Genomic DNA, 18,468 nt, shown 5'->3' with positions numbered 1-18,468 from the left:
ACCGGCTCCTTCATTCTTCTTTGGGGGGAAAGGCACACGCCCCTCCCAGGACTACCTGGGAGAGCGGGCAAAGCCTTGCACGGTTGACATTTGAGTCAACGGGTCGCTTCTCACCCCCAGTGTGAGCCGTCCGCCCCAATACAAAGGACTTGAGGCGGAGCCCCGGCGCTCAGAGGGCCGGGGTGTACAGCTCCGTGGAGGCCAGGGCGCCGCTGGTCCCCATGCCGCCGCAGATGAGCACCTGTCCGGACGCGGACAGCAGCTTCGCCACGCCGGCGCTCGTCACGGGCGTGGACAGCGAGCCCGAGGGGGCCCACAGGCCGGTAATCGGGTCATACACCTCCGAGGTGTCCAGCAGGCCGACAGTGCCTCCGCCGTCGCCGCCCAGCACCAGCACGCGGCCGGAGGGCTCCAGCAGCGAGGCCAGGGGGCCGTAGCGCGGGGTGGACATGGAGGCCACCGCGGTCCACAGGCCGGTGTTCGGGTCATACAGCTCCGCGGTGGCCACGGCGCCTTGCGCGCCCCAGCCGCCCACCACCAGCACCTTGCCGTTGCGCAGCGCCACCGCCGCGTGCCCGTAGCGGGTGGCCGCGAGCGAGCCGGTGGAAGTCCAGACCCCGGTGGTCGGGTCATACACCTCCGCGGTGGCGGCATCCCCGTCCGGAGAGGTGCCACCGACCACCAGCACCCTGCCGGACTGCAGCAGCGTCGCGGTGTGGCTGAGCCGCCGCCGGCTCATGGACGGCGCGGAGCGCCAGGTGGCGGTGGCCGGGTCATACAGCTCGGCGGTGGCAAGAATGGTGCTGAAGGTGGAGCCCGAGCGGCCCCCCGTCACCAGCACCTGCCCCGTGGGCAGCAGCGTCGCGGTGTGCCGCGAGCGCGGCGAGGTCAGCGCGCCCGTGGGCGTCCAGACGTGGGTGGCCGCGTCGTACAGCTCGGCGGAGGACAGGAAGGCCGACGAGCTCCCCTGCCCTCCCGCCACCAGCACCTTTCCGGAGGGCAGCTTCGTGGCGCTGTGCAGGAAGCGCGCGGTGTTGAGCGTGCCCGCCGCCACCCAGGTCTTCGTGTGCTCGTCGTAGCGCTCGGCCCCCATCAGCGCGCTGCCGCCGGTGGCCGTGCCTCCCGCCACCAGCACCGTGCCGGAGTCCAGCACCGTGGCCGAGTGGTGGTAGCGGGCCGCCGCCATGGAGCCCGTGAGGAGCCACGGAGGCGACGGAGGCGAATAGCGCTCCGCGGTGGCGGAGCCCGGCCCGCCATCCGGGCGGCCTCCCGCGACGAACACGTGGCCCGTGTTCAGCAGCGTGGCGGTGTGGCCCAGCCGGCTCGTCGCCATGGAGTACGTGCTGAACCACCGGCCGCTGGTCGGGTCATACAACGTGGTGCTCTGGAGATAGGGGTCCCCGCCATCCGTGCCGCCGGTGACGAGCACCTCGCCCGAGTGCAGCAGCGTGGCGGTGTGCCCCCCGCGCTCGGAGAGCAGCGGGCCGGTGGTGTCCGTCCAGAGGCCCGTGGCCGGGTCATACAGCTCGGAGCCCCGCGTGGCGGTGAAGTCGTCAATCATCCCGCCCGCCACCAGCACGTTGCCGGACAGCAGCAGCGTGGCGGAGTGGCCGGAGCGCACACCGCGCATGGAGCCGGTGGCGGTCCACGTGCCCGTGGCCGGGTCATACAGCTCGGCGCTCCGGAGGAAGGTGCTGCTGCTCGGGCCCCTGCGCCCGCCCGTCACCAGCACCTGGCCGGATGGCAGCGTCGTGGCGACATGCCCGACGCGAGCCCCGGAGAGGCTGCCCGTCACCGCCCACGTGCCCGTGGCCGGGTCATAGAGCCTCGCGCTCGCCAGCCCGCCGCCCGCGTTGTTGTCGCCGCCCACCACCAGCACCTTCCCGGAGGACAGCAGCGTCGCGGTGTGGCCGGAGCGCAGGGTGTCCAGGCTGCCCGTGGCCGTCCAGAGGCCCGTGGCCGGGTCATACAGCTCCGCGGTGCCGGTGGCGGCGGCGGCGGAGTCACCGCCCACGACGAGCACCTTTCCGGAGGGCAGCAGCGTCGCGGTGTGCCGGCGCCGCACGGACACCAGGGTGCCTGCGGAAGACCAGCGGGCCAGCTTCACGTCATACATCTCCGCGGTGGCGGACTGCCCGCCGGCCACCAGCACCGCGCCCGAGGGCAGCAGCGTGGCGGTGTGGTCCACCCGCTGCGTGGACATGCTGGCGGTCGCCGACCAGGCGGGGACAGAGCCTTCTTCCAGGCGCGAGGGAGACGCCGCCTCATGCAGCGCCTCTGCAAAATCCTCGTGTGAACAGCCCGCTACGGCGAGCGTCAACACGAGCGCGGCCAACCGGCCGAACCCAACAGGTCCATTCATGGGGAGGGAGTCCTCTTGCGACTTGGGGGGGTAGTACGCGGACGGGGGTCCACGCCTGGCGGCCTTTACCGCATACAGCGTACTTGAGGCCATTCCACAGGTCGCCAGTGGACACTTGTCCCCGACTGGGTCCGGGAAAACCCGGCCTCAGAGGGCAGGCAAGCGTTCACCGGGAGACGGAGCCCACCCAGCCCCCTACCCTCCAAACGCCGCGAAGCGCTTCACGCCCTGCTTCCACACGAAGACAGTCAACACGCCCAGCAGCGCCACCCAGGTCCACTGCGCGCCCAGGAGCGCCAGCGCCTCGCGCCAGTCGTGCGCGCCCGTCATCAGCTCCACCGGGAAGCCAATCTGGTAGCGGAACGGCAGCCAGTCGATGAGGGTGCGCAGGCCCGCCGGCAGCAGCTCCACCGGGTACATGTAGCCGGAGCAGACGAAGAAGAGGACCATCCACACCTCCATCACCTTCTGGCTGCTGCCCAGGAAGAAGCTCAGCGCGCCGATGGTGACGTTGGCCAGGAAGGAGATGGCCCACCCGCCCAGCACCGCCAGCACGAAGAACCCCCACTGCCACGCGTGCCGCGGCACCGCACTGCTTCCCACCAGCACCACGCTGAGCACCATCACCGGCACGGCCACCAGCAGGCGCATGGGGAAGCCGGCGACATTCTCCGCCGCGTACGCCCACAGCGGGGAGATGGGACGCAACAGGCGCATGGCCAGCGTCCCCTGCCGCACCTCCCAGTTGATGAGCCACGCGGCCCAGGAGCTGGTGAGCTGGCGCACCGCGAAGGTGGCCAGGAAGTAGCCCACGAAGTCCGCCTGCCCGAAGCGGCCCACCGGCGCGGTGCGCGCCACCGCCATCCAGAGCACCATGTTGACCAGCGGCATGGTCGTGGACAGCACCCAGATGAGCATCTCCGCGCGGTAGGCCACCGCCTCGGCGAAGCCCACCCGCAGCAGCGTGGGCATGGCACGCAGCGTGGTGCGCAGGCTCATGCCGGCACCGGCGCTCCCGCGGTGGCCCCGGCGGCCGCCACCCGGCGCGCCTTGTTCTCCGCGAACAGCTCGCTCATGACCTCCTCCAGCGGCGCGTTCTCCACCGTGAGGTCCGTCACCGGCAGCCCCGCCAGCGCGCGGGAGATGGTGGCATTCACGGCCTCCTGCGGCACCTGGAGCACCGCGGTGCCCGCCTCGTGCGTCACCACCCGGCCCTTGAGCGTCGTCGTCTTCCCGGCGCCGTTGGGGCCCAGGAAGCCCACGCGCTCGCCGGGACGGATGTCGAACGAAATACCGTCCACGGCCTTCGCAGTGGTGTAGGTCCGGTGGACGAGCGAGCGAAGGGCCGCCTTCAGGCCCGGCGGGCGCTTGTGGACTTTGTAGTGCTTGCGCAGGCCGCGGACGGAAATCATGTAGGCCAGGGTTTAACGCGGTCGCTCCCGGGTGGCGACCTCGCAGTCGAAGCCTTGGCGGGATGACAACGGGTTGACGTGGCCGCCCCCGGGAGGCGGCCCCACAGTCGAAGGTTTGGCCGGATGAGCAACGCGTACAGCAAGGACCTGGAGCGGTGGATGCCGAGGCTCATCGCCGTGTGGCGAGCCTCGCGCGGCAAGGGCGACGGGCCCGAGACACGCCTCACCCCCCAGGAGGTGAAGGAGGTGGGCGCGGGCGTCCGGCAGCTCTCCCTCGGCCTCACGCGGGAGCGGCAGCTCGCCGGCGCGCGGTACATGGACGACCCGCGCCTGCTGGGCGCCTACCTGCTCTTCTACTGGCCCGTGTCCTATGCGCAGGCGCGGCAGGTGCTGGGCGAGCTGCCCAACCGCCCCCGGCAGGTGCTCGACCTGGGCAGCGGCCCGGGCCCGGTGGCATTCGCCGCCATGGACGCGGGCGCGGGCGAGGTGACGGCCGCGGACCGCAGCAAGGCCGCCCTCAACCTGGCGCGCAGCCTGGCCACCGAGGCCGGCGAGGCGCTGGCCACGCGCGACTGGGACCCGACGAAGAAGGGCGCCGCCCTGCCGGAGGGCAACTTCGACCTGATTACGATGGGCCACGTCATCAACGAGCTGTACGGCACCGGCGAGTCCGCCACGGCCCCGCGCGCGGCGCTGCTGGAGGCCGCGCTGGCGAAGGTGAAGCGCGGCGGCAGCCTGCTCGTCATGGAGCCCGCGCTGCGCGAGACGAGCCGGGGGCTGCTGCACGTGCGCGACGCCATGGTGGAGCGCGGCTACGCGGTGCGCGCGCCGTGCATGTACCGGGGCGCGTGCCCGGCGCTGGTGAAGGAGACCGACTGGTGCCACGCGGAGCGGCCCTGGCCCATGCCCAAGGTGGTGGAGGAATTGGCGCGCGCGGCGAGCCTGCACAAGGAGGCGCTCAAGATGAGCTACCTCGTGCTGGCACCGAAGGGCGAAGCCTGGCCGGAGCTGACGCCGGGGCGGCTGTTCCGCATCGTCTCCGAGCCGCTGGAGGGCAAGGGACGCAAGCGCTACATCGGCTGCGGCCCGGAAGGGCGCGTGGGCCTGGCGATGCAGGAGCGGCATCGCAACGAGCGCAACGAGCGCTTCATGCAGCTCAACCGCGGCGACGTCATCTCGGTGACGGAGACGGAGCCCAAGGGCGACGGGCTCGCGCTGGACGACAGGACCGAGGTACGGGTGGTGGCGCCCGCCGGGAAGGGCGTGCCGCCTCCGCCGCCGAAAGAGGATGCGCAGTCAGGCCCGGGAAGTGGCCCGAGCCCGGGCGCGCCCTCTTGAGTTGAAGCCGGCCCCTGACGACACGGGGCCGGGGGCTCCCGGTGCCACGAGCCCTCCCCGCAGCTCCTCCAGCCGGACGCCAGGCGGCCTACCACGAGATAGGCCAGTGCCTGGCTTCATGTTAGACAGACGCCGACAACTAACGGAGGCGTCGACAGGGACATGTTGCGTTCGGTGAGTACTTGGGTCGTTGGGGCACTGGCATTGTCCACAGGCGCTCTGGCGGCGGAAGAGGGAGCCGAGTCCCCGCAGGAAATCCAGTCGGTTCGCGTCTCCACTGCACCGAAGTTGGATGGGCGCCTGGATGAAGAGGTGTGGGCCAGCGCGACTCCCTTCCGGGACTTCGTCCAGCACTATCCCCAGCAGGGCGGCGCGCCCACCGAAGCCACCGAAGCCCGGATCCTCTTCGACGACGATTTCCTCTACGTCGGCATTCGTTGCCAGGACTCGCAGCCAGCGCTGGTCAACCGCCAGCTCGGACGCCGCGACAGCCAGCCCGTCTCGGACTACGTCGCCATCAACATCGACCCCTCGCACAATCACCGCTCGGGTTACAGGTTCATCGTCAATGCCTCGGGCGTGCTCAGCGACCTGCTCCTGTTTGGTGACTACCAGGAGACGTCGGACTGGGATGCCGTGTGGGACGCTCGCACCGTCGAGCTCCCGGATGGCTGGTCCGCCGAGTTGGCCATTCCGCTGCGCGCGCTGCGCCTGCAGAGCGCCCCCGTCCAGACCTGGGGGTTCATGGTCCAGCGCTTCATCGCGCGCAGGAACGAGGAGATTCACTCGGTACGCATCCCACGGGATGCCAATGTCTTCGTTTCGAAGTTCGGCCATCTGACCGGGCTGCGGAACCTGGAGGACCGTCGGCAGATCGAGCTGGTGCCCTACCTGGCGACGCGCGCGGCCATGCGGCCTCAGTACTCGGATGCCTCGCGGCCCCAGCCCCGCCTGACAGAGCCCACGTTCGACCTGGGCCTGGACCTGCGCGCCATGCTGACCCAGTCGATCAACCTCACGGCGACCCTCAATCCGGACTTCGGGCAGGTGGAGGCGGACAACATCGTCCTCAACCTCACCAACTTCGAGCTCTTCTTCCAGGAGAGGCGCCCCTTCTTCACCCAGGGCCTGGATATCTTCGAGCCGGTGGGAGAGGACGCGCCCCACCAGCTCTTCTATTCGCGCCGTATCGGCTCCCAGGCGCCCATCCTGGGAGCGGTGAAGATGGTGGGCCGCGTCTCGGACAAGCTGGAAATTGGCATCCTGAACACCCTCGTCAGCAACGCCTACGATCCCACCGCCTCCGAGGACGCGCCGGGCTCGCGGCTGCGCTACAACCTCGAGCGGCCCCTGCACCTGGGGCCCGGGAGCGAGCTGCCGACGCGCCCGGTGGCCACCACCAACTACTTCGCCGCGGTGCTGCGCGGTGACGTGGCGACCAACTCCACAGTGGGCGGAATGGTCACCTCGGCCGTGCCGCTCACCTCGCCGTGCACGGAGGAGGACCTCGAGCAGCCCACCCGGCCGGCCGGGTGTGGCACGCGCGGCGGCAACGCGGCGGCGCTGGACTGGAACCTGCGCACGGCGGATGGCGCGTGGGGCGTGCTCGGGCAGGTGGATGGCTCACAGATTGTGGGCGGCGTCCCGTCGAGCACGCTCCAGGACGGCACGGTGCTGAATCGCGGCGACTTCGGCTATGGCATGTACGTGAAGGCGGGCAAGCAGGGCGGTGGGCCCTGGCGCTTCAACACCGCGTACCGCTACGCCTCGCCGAAGCTGGAGCTCAATGCCACCGGCTTCCTGCGAACCCAGAACGAGCAGCGCGCGGACGTGGGCGTTTCCTACGTGCGCCCCAACGGGATGGGGTCCCTGCTGTCGGCCCGTATGGACCTGAATGGCTTCACGAGCTGGACGACGGACGGCCGGGGGCTGATACGCACCGCGGGAACGACCGTCGGTGGCTCGATGACGCTGCCCAACTTCCAGTTCGTCGGCGTCAACGCGGGCTTCGAGCAGGACGTCAACGACGTGCGGGAAATCGCCCGGTCGGGGGTGGCGTTCGAGCGCCCCCCGCGCGTCTACGGCGTCATCTCCACGCGGACCAACCGCAGCCGCATGCTGTCGGGCGGCGTCTACACGGCCGCGGGCTACCGGTTCTCGCGCGGCGCCAGCACGGGCGGGCTCGGGTGGACGCTGGGCGGCAACCTGCTGTTCCAGCCGTCGCCCAGCTTCACCACCACCCTGGCGGTGGAGAATGACCGCACCGAGAACGGCCCCCGCTGGGTGGATGAGCTGACCGACGGCGCGTACCTTTTCGGCGATCTCCAGTCCAACTACATCAGCATGACGCTACGGCAGACGGTCGTCTTCACCCCACAAATCACGCTGCAGGCCTTCGCCCAGCTCTTCACCTCCTACGAGCGGTACTCGAACTTCACCCAGGCCGCGCCCGACGGCGGGCGCATCCGGCTCGGCAGCCTGGCGCCGCTCGACTACACCGGGTCGCTGCCGGACGTGCAGGACACCCAGCTCAACCTCAACGCCGTGCTGCGGTGGGAGTACCGCCTGGGCTCGATGTTCTACCTCGTCTACACGCACGCCCGGACCAGCGCGCCCTTCCTGGAGGACCGCTCCCCCCCCAGGACCCTGCTGCCCGAGCGGCTCGGGCCTGGTCCCGCGACCGATGTGGTGCTGCTCAAGTGGTCCTACTGGTGGAGCGCCTGATGCCCGCCGCCCGCGCCAAGTCCTCCCGCTGCTGAGCACCTCCGACCATGGCGACCGTGGACCCCAGGGTTGAAGTACGCGAGACGTTGGTCATCATTGGCGGCGGGCCCGCGGCGATGTACCTGCTCAAGGCCTTGGCCAGGCTGTGTGCCGACAGCATCCCGTTCCTGCCGGCCTCCATCCTCGTGGTGGAGGCGGGCGCGGAGCTCGGGGTCGGGATGCCATACCACGCGGACCTCAACCTGCCCATCCACAACCTGGCGGCCAACCAGGGCGTGAGCCGGCTCGACAAGGGGCAGCAGCTCCGGGCCGAGCTCCACCAGCACGTGGCGGAGCTGCGCGGCGCTGGCGTGGATGTCCAGCTCCGGCCGGGCACGCGCGTGACGGACATGGAGCGGCACCCGGATGGGACCTTCACCCTGTCGCTGTCGGACGGAACGCACGTACCCGCCGACTTCGCCATCCTGGCCAGCGGCCACTGGGAGACGCGCTCCGAGCGGTTGCACCCGTCGCGCTACCTTCCCAGTTGCTGGCCCGCCGCGGCGCTGCAGCAGGCGGTGTCCCCCGGCGAGCACATCGCGCTGCTAGGAGCCAGCCTGACGGCCACCGACGCAGTCGTCTCCGTCGCCGTGGCGCATGGCGCCTTCGAGCGACATGGGGGCGTGCTCCATTACGTGCCCGGGCACGCGCGCCCGCCGACCTTCACGATGATGGCGCGCGGCGGCTGGCTGCCGAAGGTGGCCGGCCATGGCATCAGCCTCGGCTTTGGAGACCCGCTGGGCAGCCAGCATTATGACCACCACTTCACCTGGGAGACGCTGGAGCAGCTCGCCACGGAGCAGGACGGCTTCATCCGGCTCGACCAGGTGCATGCCCTGCTGGTGATGGACCTGCGCGAGTCGGGCGCGCTGTCCCAGGCGGACGCCCGGGGGTGGGCGGGTGAGCCGGATGCCGCCAGCGCCCTGGATGCGCTCGCGTGCACGCTGGGAGACGGGCGTGGGCTGAGCCGCTTCGAGCGAGACTTCCGGGAGGCCTCCGCCAGCTTCGCGCAGCAGCGGTTCATCCCCTGGCAGGCACTGCTGTGGCAGAAGACCGAGATGTTCCGGGACTGTTACGCGTTGTACCCGGGAGAGGACCGCGAGCTGCTGGACCGGCACGGAACGCTGGCGCTGGCCTATCTGCGGCCCATGAACCTGGCCAACGCCGAGCGGCTCATCGCGCTGCGACGTGCCGGGCTCCTGTCGCTGCTGCGGCTGGGGGAGGACTACCGCATCGACGACGACGGCGGGCGCCCCCGCGTCCAATTCTCGAGCGTCACGGGGGACAGGCGCACCGTGAGCGCCGACCTGCTGGTCCAGGCGACCGGCCAGCGCCCCAACGCGGAAGAGGCCGAGGACCCGCTGCTGCGCAACCTCTTCAAGCGGGGGCTGCTCCACCCGCGGCTCGTGCCGTTCCTGGAGCCGGACCTGGCCAGGGCCGCCCTGGAGGACCCGAGGCGCGCGCCCCGCATCGTCGAGCGCGGGGGGAGCTACTTCTACAATGCCGGGGGCGTTCACATCGACCTGGCGACGTGTGAAATCCCCGTGGGCGGCCCCTTCGGCGAGCCGGCCGAGCCGCCCCCCGGGCCTTGCGGATTCTTCACCCTGGGCCCGCCGACGCTCGGCGCCTATCCCCTGTCGGACGGCCTGCACACGCTCGCGAGAATCACCCCACGCATCGTGGGAGAGATTTCCAGTCGAATCGGCCGACAGCGCATGGCGCAGCTCACCCGGCTCCTCGAGGAGGACGGCCGCGCCACGGCCGCTCAGCGCAAGCCCGCGTAGGACTCCAGACAGCGGACGGGGGCCTCCGCGTCCTCCAAGAACCGGCTCCGCATCGTCGCCAGCCGCTGGGGAATGTGCGGGTCGGCCAGCAGCCGCTCGACGTTGGCGCGGATGGTCGCGCTGTCGTCGTCCTTCACGGAGCCGCGCAGGCCCAGGCCGTGGTAGACGACGCGCGCCGAGTGGCCGGGCTGATCCGCACGCAGCGGGTACACGAGCATCGGCACGCCGGACAGGATGCACTCCTTGACGGAGCTCGAACCGCCGTGGGTGATCATCGCGGTACAGCGCTGCAACACCTGGAGCTGGGGGACGGAGCGAACCACCCGCACGTGCCGGACTCCGGGAGGCTGAAGCTGCTCCGCGAGCTGGGCGTCACCCGCGGAGACGATGAGCGAGAAGTCCGGCGCATCCTTGAACGTTTCGATGACCCGGCGGAGGAAGGCGATGCCGACCGCGTCGCGTCCCTGCCGCACCGTGCCCAGCGAGCACAGCAGCAGCCGCGGGCGCAGCTCGAGGGTGGACCAGTCGAAGTCGCTCTCCTTCCGTGTCTGGTCCACGCAGGGCCCCACATAGTGCACGTTGGAGCGCAGCGGACGCTCGCGGGGAAAGTCGTAGGCGCGTGAGTGCAGCACGACTTCCGGAACGCTCCGCAGGGCGAAGTCGAACGCCAGCGGGCGCGTGGCCCACTCCTGCTCCAACGGGAAGCCGGCCTGACGGGCCAGCTGCTCCACTTCCTTCATCGTCCCATGTCCCGTGACGAGTCGCGACAGGCGCGCCGACAGCCGGTAGCGGCGGTACTCCGCTCGCGTGCGCCACCACGCGAGCCTCACCGCGAGCCTGCGCGCGGTGGAGGGGCCCGGGATGACATCGGAGGTGTAGGGAGGAACGAGCGGGTCTTCGTCCAGCAGCGGCTTGGTGCTCAGCACCACCGCCGGGATTCGGTGCCGCCAGAACGGAATGTAGTGCCATAGGATGAATGGGTCGAAGACGAGCAGGTCAGGCCGGAACTGCCCCAGCAGCGTCTCCACCTGGCCGGGAATATCTTCGAGCGAGCGCATGCGCTCACGGCCCGCCTGACGCACGTGACGCAACCTCGCGATGGGTCCGAGCCCCTTGGGGGGCGGCTGACGAGGCGCGTCACGTAGGAACGGGGCTGCGACGGATGAGAACCCCTGGCGTCGGACAAATTCCCCCACCCCGTCGCTGCTTTCGAGGTAGCAGACCCGGTGCCCTCGGGCGGTCAGCATCCGCGCCAGCGAGAGTGTGGAGTTGAGGTGGCCCTCATGCTCCGTGATGACGAAACCAAAGGACTTCACGAAGACCCTCCCGGGTTGTCAGAGCGGTTTGAGGGGGCCCGCTGATGGCATCCCGCCGCGAACTTCACAGCGCGACCCTCTGTGAATACCCCAATGGCGCAGGAGGCGCGTGGCGATCTGAGTTGACCCAGCGTACCGCTTGCAAAGAGGTCTCTCACTGGCATTATGGATCTGATTCCATCTGCCTCACAACAAGGAGCGTGGTCAATGAGAAGTGATGTCTCGATCGTTGAGTCCGGGCAGTCCCTTGGCGCCGTCATGAACCTGATGCCGAAGAAGCAGAGCAACGGCGCTGCCATGAACCTGCTGCCGAAGAAGCAGAGCAACGGCGCCGTCATGAACCTGATGCCGAAGAAGCAGAGCAATGGCGCTGCCATGAACCTGCTGCCGAAGAAGCAGAGCAACGGCGCCGCCATGAACCTGCTGCCGAAGAAGCAGAGCAACGGCGCCGCCATGAACCTGCTGCCGAAGAAGCAGAGCAACGGCGCCGCCATGAACCTGCTGCCGAAGAAGCAGAGCAATGGCGCTGCCATGAACCTGATGCCGAAGAAGCAGAGCAATGGCGCTGCCATGAACCTGCTGCCGAAGAAGCAGAGCAACGGCGCTGCCATGAACCTGCTGCCGAAGAAGCAGAGCAATGGCGCCGCCATGAACCTGCTGCCGAAGAAGCAGAGCAACGGCGCTGCCATGAACCTGCTGCCGAAGAAGCAGAGCAACGGCGCCGCCATGAACCTGCTGCCGAAGAAGCAGAGCAACGGCGCCGCCATGAACCTGCTGCCGAAGAAGCAGAGCAATGGCGCCGCCATGAACCTGCTGCCGAAGAAGCAGAGCAACGGCGCTGCCATGAACCTGCTGCCGAAGAAGCAGAGCAACGGCGCTGCCATGAACCTGCTGCCGAAGAAGCAGAGCAACGGCGCTGCCATGAACCTGCTGCCGAAGAAGCAGAGCAATGGCGCCGCCATGAACCTGCTGCCGAAGAAGCAGAGCAACGGCGCTGCCATGAACCTGCTGCCGAAGAAGCAGAGCAACGGCGCTGCCATGAACCTGCTGCCGAAGAAGCAGAGCAATGGCGCCGCCATGAACCTGCTGGAGATGCGGGACCAGTTCTTTGCGCTTCAGTACAAGCTTCAGACGATGACGCAGCGCCAGTCCATGCTGAACTAGTGCCTCAGGTGGTAAGGCCACGCGCCTGGCTCATACCGGGTGCGTGGTCCCCCGGCGTCAGCTCTCGAGCGGAGTTGTGGTGCGCCAGTGGGCGGCTTCACCTCCCAGGTGCGACGGATGATTCCCGAGCATGCAAACAGCAGCACAACTCCAGGGCGAGTCGCCGGACGGCGTCACTCCACCGTGGATGGGCAATTGAGGAAACGTGAATCTCGTCTGTGATTGGAATGCCTGGGAACGTTACCTCGTCCAGGTGCTGACTGAAGGAAGCGAACCGCTGCTCCTGAATGCCTCCGAGGACGCCGATACCCTCCTCGCGCGTGTCCAGCGGCACGCGGCACCGGCAGACATGGTTCTCTTCAATGTGAACCTGAGCTTTCCGGAGCGGCTCCCACGCGACCGCGCTTCGGTTGTGACCGCGCTGGAGGCACGGGGCTTCACCGTGTGGAACGGACGCATCCAGGACATCACCAAGCGCGCCGTCCATGAGATGAACCGCCGGCTCGGTCTCCCCTGCACGCTGGCCCCACGGGAGGGAGCGCGCGAGGAGCGCGTCATGGTGAAGAACAACTTCAACGCCCACGGCCGCCCAGAGAAGTTGCTGCGCCCCGAGGAGCGGGAGCTGCTCGGCTACCCACCCTACGCACCGTCGCCCATCGTCAACTTCCCCGAGTATCCGGTGCTGCCGCGAGAGCTCGTGCCCGCGGATTGGTGGACCAGCCCGGACCTCGTCATCGAGCGCTTCGTCGACAACCGGCTGGGGCTCTTCTTCCGCGTGTACTTCGTGGGCTACCGCGTCTCCGTCAGCCACGGCCGGGCCACGAACACCGTGCGGCGTATCAACGAGTGCGAGGACCGCGTCGACTACCTGGTCTCGCGCCCCTTCCTGGACGACCCGCAGCTGGCGCCACTCCTGCCGGAGCCCTCGGCCTCGGTGCTGCGCGCCGCGCGCACCATGGCGGACGCCTTCTGCCTGGACTACGGGGCCGTCGACCTCGTGCTCGACGAGCAGGGGCTGCCCTATGTCGTCGACGTGAACCCGACGCCTTATTGGGGGCCGGTGAGCGAAGGCGAGGAGGAGTTCCTGCAGCACCTGCGCGAGGGGCTCACGGAGGACCGGCCCCTCTACTCGCCCGTGAGCCCGTAGGCCTGGAGGATGAAGGCCCAGGCGGTCGCGATGTCGTCGAGCTTGTCGAGGCGGCCTCCAGCTCCCAGGTGCCCCGCGTCCATCCGCGTCAGCAAGAGCATGGGCTGCTCCGCCTGCTGGGCCTCGCGCAGCCGCGCAATCCAGCGGGCCGGCTCCCAGTAGCCCACGTACGGGTCCGTGAGCCCGGCGGTGGCCAGCACCGCCGGGTAGGCGCGCGGCGCGACGTTGTCCACCGGGGACCAGGCCGCCATGGCAGCGTACTCCTCCGGGCTGGCCAGCGGGTTGCCCCACTCGGGCCACTCCCGCGGGGTCAGCGGAAGTGAGGCGTCACACATGGTGGCCAGGGCGTCGACGAAGCCGACCTCCGCCACCGCGGCGCGGAAGAGAGCCGGCCGCCGGTTGAGGGCCACCCCAACGAGCAAGCCCCCTGCGCTGGCTCCGTGGCAGGTGAGGAGGCCCGGGCGGGAGTAGCCAGCCGAGATGAGGTGCTCCGCGGCCGCGATGAAGTCGTGGAAGCTGTTCTCCTTCCGCCCGGCGCGACCGTCCCGGTACCAGGCCTGCCCGCGTTCCCGCCCTCCCCGCACGTGAGCGATTGCGTAGACGAAGCCGCGGTCCACCAGGCTCAACACCTCCGGACGCCACCGCGCCTGGGTGAGCACACCGTAGGCCCCATAGCCATACAGCAGCAGCGGCGCCCCGCCGTCACGGTTCAGGTCTCGGCGGTGGAGCAGGGTGATGGGCACGCGTTCGCCGTCCGCAGACGTGGCCACCAGCCGGTGACAGACATAGCGGGCCGGGTCATGGCCGGAAGGGACGGCTTCCTCCTTGCGCAGCCGCCGCACGCGGGGCTCCAGCTCATAGTCATAGGTGCGCGGCGGCAGGGACAATGAGCTGCAGACGAAGCGCACCTGGCCGGAGCGGTAGCCGGGCCCGGGAATGAGCCGCACGTCGAAGCGCTCATCGGCGTCCAGCTCCACCACATGCTCGTCGCCATCCGACCACCGGCGCACGATGAGCCGCAGCATGCCGTCCTCGAGCCCGAGCCGGACCAGGTGGTGCTCCCTCACGGCCCAGTCCAGCAGCAGGTTGCCGGGCCGGTGCGGTACGAGCGGCCGCCAATGCTCGGGGCCCGGCGCCTCCAGCGGGGCCTGGGCAATCTCGAAGTCCTCGGCCGCGCCCCGGTTGTGGAGCACCAGCAGCGAGTCGCCATGGTCCTGGACGAGGTAGTGGACCCCGGGCTGACGGGGCGCCACCAGCCGCGGGCCGGACTCGGGGGCGGCCGCGTCGATGAGCCGGACCTCCGAGGTGGTGTGGTCTCTCGAGGTGAGCAGGATGAAGCGGCCGCTGCCGCTGCGCGACACGCCCGCGAAGAAGGCCGGGTCCGGCTCCTCGTAGAGCAGGCGGTCGTCGCCCTGGGCCGTGCCGAGCCGGTGCAGGCGCACCTGGTGCGGCCGCTGCTCCGCGTCAAGCGTCACGTACACCAGGCCGCGGCCGTCGGCGCACCAGACCGGCTGGCCGTCGGTGCCTTCCAGCCGCTCCGGCAGCGCCTGTCCGGTGCGCAGGTCCAGGATGCGCACCGTGCAGCGGCCCGAGCCGTCATCGGTGCCCAGGGCCAGCAACGTATGCTCGGGGCCATGCGGGGCACTGACGAGCCGGAAGCCGGGCCGCCCGTCAGCCACGTCCGTCACGTCGCAGAGGAGCGCTTCTCCCTCGGGACCGCGCCGGCAGAGGAGCGGGTACTGCCGGCCGGGCGCGAAGCGCTGGTAGTACTCGAAGGGGCCATCGGGAATGGGGACGGACGCGTCCTCCTGCGCCACGCGGGCCCGAAGCTCCGCGCGCAGGCGCGCTCGCAGGGCGCGCACCGGCTCCAGCATGGACTCCGCATAGGCATTCTCCGCCTCGAGGTGGGCGCGGATCTCCGCGGACAGGCGCGAGGGCTCCCGCAGCACCTCGGTCCAGTTCGCGTCGCGCAGCCAGTCGTACGGGTCGATGCGGGCTTGCCCCTGCACGTGATGGGTGACGGGGCGCTGAGCGGCGACAGGGACAGGCATACTGCTCATGATGGATTCTTCCAAGCAGGCAAGGGTCGCCAATGGACTGCGACAGTGAGGCGAAATTGATTCCACCAAAGCATCCGCAGAGGTGGCAATTAGTTTGAAGGCGGGCTGGACCGATGATTTACGGGCCAGCTAAGTTGCCCGCCGAACTTCAGTCGGTTGCCTTTCCCAAACATGTCATCGCGCACGCCCAACCCGCTCAGCAGCCTCGTCGTTGGTACAGGGGACTTGTCAATCAAATGCGCGGAGCTGCTGCTGGGCTCGGGGCACGTCCTGAAGGGAGTCATTTCCGAGAGTGCGGCGGTCCGGGACTGGGCGGCTTCGCGCGGGGTGCCCGCGCTCGAGCATCCGCACCAGCTCGAGCTGTCGTCGCCGATGGCGGACATTGACTACCTGTTCAGCATCATCAATGGCCGAATCCTCCAGCGGCCCTTGCTGGAGCTGCCGCGCCGCCTGGCCATCAACTATCACAACGCCGCGCTGCCGGCCTACGCGGGCGTGCATGCGACGTCCTGGGCCCTGCTCAACGGCGAGCGCGAGCACGGCGTCACGTGGCATGTGATGACGGAAGAGGTCGACGGGGGTGACATCCTCAAGCAGGCGACGTTCCCCGTGGGCGAGCGGGACACGGCGCTGGACCTGGACGTCACCTGCCACGAGCTGGCCCTGCGGCTGTTCGGCGAGCTCGTCGGGGAGCTGTCGGCAGGCACCGAGCGGCGCGTGGCGCAGCAGTCGTCGCGCCGGAGCTACTTCGGGGCGGCGAGCAAGCCGCCGGGCGCCGGGCTGCTGCGCTTCACCGGGTCCGCCGAGGAGCTGGACCGCACCTTCCGCGCGCACACGCTGGGCACCACGGTCCGCAACACCTTCGGGGTGCCGCGGCTGCTGCTGGGGGACGAGCTGCTGGTGGTGCGCGCCCTGGACGTCCTCGAGGAGCCGTCCGCGTCCGCTGGGGGAACGGTGGTGGCGGTCGGGCCCGAGGGCCTCACGCTCACCACGGCGACCCGGCAGGTGCGCCTGCGAGAGCTGCTGTCGTTGGATGGGCAGCCCGCCACCGCCGAGGCGGTGGCCGCGCGGCATGGGCTGAAGCCGGGCGCGAGGCTGCCGCTGCCCCCACCGGAGCTGTATGCGGCGGTGGACCGCTTCCACGGGGAGCCCACCGGAGAGTCCTTCTGGTTGCGTCGGCTCGGCTCGGCCATGAAGACGCAGCCCCCGGTGGTGCCTCCTCCGAAGGGGCCGCGGGCGGAGGCTCCGCGAGAGCCCGCGCGGGTCGAGGTGCAGGTGCCCCGGCAGGAGCACCGGGCCCACTCCACGCGCGTGGTGGTGCTCACGGCACTGCTGGCGCACCTGCGGCGTCAATCCGACACGGAGAGCGTGTCGGTGCGCCTGTCCACGAGGGAGCTGCGGCGCTCGGCCCTTGGGCTGGAGCCGCTACTGGTCTCGCATGTCCCCCTCACCGTCGCCCTGAACGCGGGGGCGGGCTTCGAGCCGGCGCTCGCGGAGGTGGCGGCCCGGCTGGCCGAGGTGGAGTCGCGGCGTCCGTACGCGCGGGACATGCCCTGGCGTGAGCCGGCGCTCCGCGAGCACGCCACGTCGTGCCCCGTCGTGGTGTCGCTGGAGGTCGAGCAGGGGCCCGCGCCCCTCCCCCCGGACGCGGCCCTGTCCCTGTCGCTGAGCGCGGACGGCTCCCGGCTGTGGCTGGAGTCCGGGCGCGAGCGCCCCTATCCGCGCGAGCACCTGGCACGCATCGCGGGCCACCTGCTCACGCTGCTGTCCTCGGCGGCGAGCGAGCCGCTGGCGCCGCTGGACCGGCTGGAGTTGCTCGACAAGGAGGAGCGGCGGCGCGTGCTCGTGGACTGGGGCGACCGGCTCGGCCGCTTCACCCCTCCGCGCTCGCTCTGGAACGACGTCCTCGCCTGGGCCCGCCGCACTCCGGACGCCATTGCCGTCACGGCGGGAGACCGCGACCTCACCTATCGCGCGCTGATGCAGGAGTCGGAGGCCCTGGCCGGGGAGCTGCGGCGGCGGGGCGTGCGGCGGGAGACGCCGGTCGTCGTGGGACTCCAGCGCTCGTGCGAGCTGGTCGTCGCGCTGCTGGCCGTTCTGCGCAGCGGCGGCGCCTACGTGGCGCTGGACCCGGAGACTCCGGCGGAGCGCGCGCAGTTCATCCTGAGAGATACCGGCGCGCCGGTGGTGCTGACGTCCTCCGCCTGGCGCCATGCCTTCGCGAGTGCCCCGGCGGAGGTGCTCGTCATCGACGGGGACGGGCTCCCGTTGCCGCGGGAGGAGGCCACGCCGGAAGCCGAGCCCCCGGGGGGCGCGGTCTGCCACATCATGTACACCTCCGGTACGACGGGGCGCCCCAAGGGCGTGCTCTCGACGGTGGAGGGCTTCTACAACCGGCTGGCCTGGTCGCTCCGGGCCTTCCCCGCCGGCCCCGGAGACTCGCTCCTCCAGACGGCCGCCGTCGGGTTCGACATCTCCGTCTGGGAGCTCCTCTTCCCGCTGGTCCGCGGGGCGAGGCTGGTGGCCTCGGAGCATGACCGCGCGGGCGTCCACCCGTATCTGCCGGACGTGCTGCGCCGCGAGCGCATCACGGTGGCGCACTTCGTCCCCTCGTTGCTCGGGGTGCTCCTGGAGGGACTGCCTCCGGGCACGGAGCTGCCCCTGCGGCACGTCATCTGCGGAGGCGAGGCGCTGACGCCGGCGCTGCGGCGCGCCTTCTTCGAGCGCCTGGACGCCGGGCTCTATCAGGCCTACGGACCGACCGAGGCGTCCATCAGCCTGACCCATTGGGACTGCCGCGATGGGCGCTACGAGGACTGCGTCCCGGTGGGGCATGCCATCGACGGCGCGCTGATGCTGCTGCTCGACGGGCACCTGCACCCCGTTGCCGAGGGGACGGTGGGCGAAGTGTACCTGGGAGGGCCGTCGCTGGCGCGGGGCTACCTCGGCCGGCCGGACCTGACCGCCGAGCGCTTCGTGCCGGACCCCTTCCACCCGGGCTGGCGGCTGTACCGCACGGGCGACCTGGGGCGGTGGCTTCCCGACGGCAGCGTCGAGCTGCTGGGCCGCTCCGACCACCAGGTGAAGATTCGCGGGCTGCGCATCGAGCCGGGCTAGGTCGA

10 protein-coding genes and 1 pseudogene are annotated in these 18,468 nt (G+C 70.2%); 6 read left to right on the top strand and 5 right to left on the bottom strand.

Annotation, left to right across the window (positions count from 1 at the left end; translation table 11 throughout):
* Window positions 1-169: 169 nt before the first annotated feature.
* The 3 genes and pseudogenes from G4D85_RS07365 to G4D85_RS50980 form a co-directional block, all read right to left on the bottom strand.
* Window positions 170-2,203, bottom strand: coding sequence for a Kelch repeat-containing protein (locus G4D85_RS07365; RefSeq protein WP_240359131.1), 2,034 nt, complete (start codon window positions 2,201-2,203; stop codon window positions 170-172).
* A 354-nt stretch (window positions 2,204-2,557) separates the two neighbouring features.
* Window positions 2,558-3,361 carry an ABC transporter permease gene (locus tag G4D85_RS07360; RefSeq protein ID WP_164009442.1) on the bottom strand — a complete coding sequence of 268 codons (804 nt, stop codon included), beginning with the start codon at window positions 3,359-3,361 and terminating at the stop codon, window positions 2,558-2,560.
* 215 nt (window positions 3,362-3,576) lie between these two features.
* A pseudogene (locus G4D85_RS50980) lies at window positions 3,577-3,774 on the bottom strand (ATP-binding cassette domain-containing protein); the annotation flags it as partial.
* Between the two features lie 123 nt (window positions 3,775-3,897).
* On the opposite strand from G4D85_RS50980, the gene G4D85_RS07350 reads away from it, so the two are divergent.
* The 3 genes from G4D85_RS07350 (at window position 3,898) to G4D85_RS07340 (ending at window position 9,659) form a co-directional block, all read left to right on the top strand.
* Window positions 3,898-5,112 carry a small ribosomal subunit Rsm22 family protein gene (locus tag G4D85_RS07350; protein ID WP_164009437.1) on the top strand — a complete coding sequence of 405 codons (1,215 nt, stop codon included), beginning with the start codon at window positions 3,898-3,900 and terminating at the stop codon, window positions 5,110-5,112.
* Between the two features lie 204 nt (window positions 5,113-5,316).
* On the top strand, window positions 5,317-7,836 hold the full coding sequence (locus G4D85_RS07345; protein WP_164009436.1) for a DUF5916 domain-containing protein: 2,520 nt from the start codon (window positions 5,317-5,319) through the stop codon (window positions 7,834-7,836).
* A gap of 47 nt (window positions 7,837-7,883) precedes the next feature.
* On the top strand, window positions 7,884-9,659 hold the full coding sequence (locus G4D85_RS07340; protein WP_164009434.1) for an FAD/NAD(P)-binding protein: 1,776 nt from the start codon (window positions 7,884-7,886) through the stop codon (window positions 9,657-9,659).
* Here G4D85_RS07340 and G4D85_RS07335 read toward each other — a convergent pair.
* On the bottom strand, window positions 9,641-10,717 hold the full coding sequence (locus G4D85_RS07335; RefSeq protein ID WP_338052876.1) for a glycosyltransferase: 1,077 nt from the start codon (window positions 10,715-10,717) through the stop codon (window positions 9,641-9,643). The two genes, G4D85_RS07340 and G4D85_RS07335, sit on opposite strands and share 19 nt — an antisense overlap.
* 465 nt (window positions 10,718-11,182) lie before the next feature.
* Here G4D85_RS07335 and G4D85_RS07330 point away from each other — a divergent pair, with 465 nt between their 5' ends.
* Both G4D85_RS07330 and G4D85_RS07325 read left to right on the top strand, forming a co-directional pair.
* Entirely contained in the window at window positions 11,183-12,139 is a 957-nt protein-coding gene (locus G4D85_RS07330; RefSeq protein ID WP_164009430.1) for a hypothetical protein, read from the top strand.
* Window positions 12,140-12,488: 349 nt separating this feature from the next.
* A complete protein-coding gene (locus G4D85_RS07325) occupies window positions 12,489-13,286 on the top strand; it encodes an ATP-grasp domain-containing protein (RefSeq protein ID WP_205525460.1) in 798 nt (265 codons plus the stop codon).
* Here the strand turns inward: G4D85_RS07325 and G4D85_RS07320 are convergent.
* Window positions 13,265-15,346: a S9 family peptidase gene (locus tag G4D85_RS07320; protein ID WP_205525459.1), complete on the bottom strand. Its 2,082-nt coding sequence runs from the start codon at window positions 15,344-15,346 to the stop codon at window positions 13,265-13,267. The two genes, G4D85_RS07325 and G4D85_RS07320, sit on opposite strands and share 22 nt — an antisense overlap.
* A gap of 225 nt (window positions 15,347-15,571) precedes the next feature.
* On the opposite strand from G4D85_RS07320, the gene G4D85_RS07315 reads away from it, so the two are divergent.
* Entirely contained in the window at window positions 15,572-18,463 is a 2,892-nt protein-coding gene (locus G4D85_RS07315; protein ID WP_205525458.1) for an amino acid adenylation domain-containing protein, read from the top strand.
* Window positions 18,464-18,468: the final 5 nt, after the last annotated feature.

Source organism: Pyxidicoccus trucidator (assembly GCF_010894435.1).
Lineage (GTDB): Bacteria > Myxococcota > Myxococcia > Myxococcales > Myxococcaceae > Myxococcus > Myxococcus trucidator.
This window is presented reverse-complemented; position numbering and strand designations above follow the sequence as displayed.

Coding starts and splice junctions, on each gene's coding strand:
- G4D85_RS07365 (WP_240359131.1), bottom strand. CDS start 2,203: ATGTCCACGCAGCGGGTGGACCACACCGCCACGCTGCTGCCCTCGGGC.
- G4D85_RS07360 (WP_164009442.1), bottom strand. CDS start 3,361: ATGAGCCTGCGCACCACGCTGCGTGCCATGCCCACGCTGCTGCGGGTG.
- G4D85_RS07350 (WP_164009437.1), top strand. CDS start 3,898: ATGAGCAACGCGTACAGCAAGGACCTGGAGCGGTGGATGCCGAGGCTC.
- G4D85_RS07340 (WP_164009434.1), top strand. CDS start 7,884: ATGGCGACCGTGGACCCCAGGGTTGAAGTACGCGAGACGTTGGTCATC.
- G4D85_RS07335 (WP_338052876.1), bottom strand. CDS start 10,717: ATGCGCTCGCTCGAAGATATTCCCGGCCAGGTGGAGACGCTGCTGGGG.
- G4D85_RS07330 (WP_164009430.1), top strand. CDS start 11,183: ATGAGAAGTGATGTCTCGATCGTTGAGTCCGGGCAGTCCCTTGGCGCC.
- G4D85_RS07325 (WP_205525460.1), top strand. CDS start 12,489: ATGGTTCTCTTCAATGTGAACCTGAGCTTTCCGGAGCGGCTCCCACGC.
- G4D85_RS07320 (WP_205525459.1), bottom strand. CDS start 15,346: ATGAGCAGTATGCCTGTCCCTGTCGCCGCTCAGCGCCCCGTCACCCAT.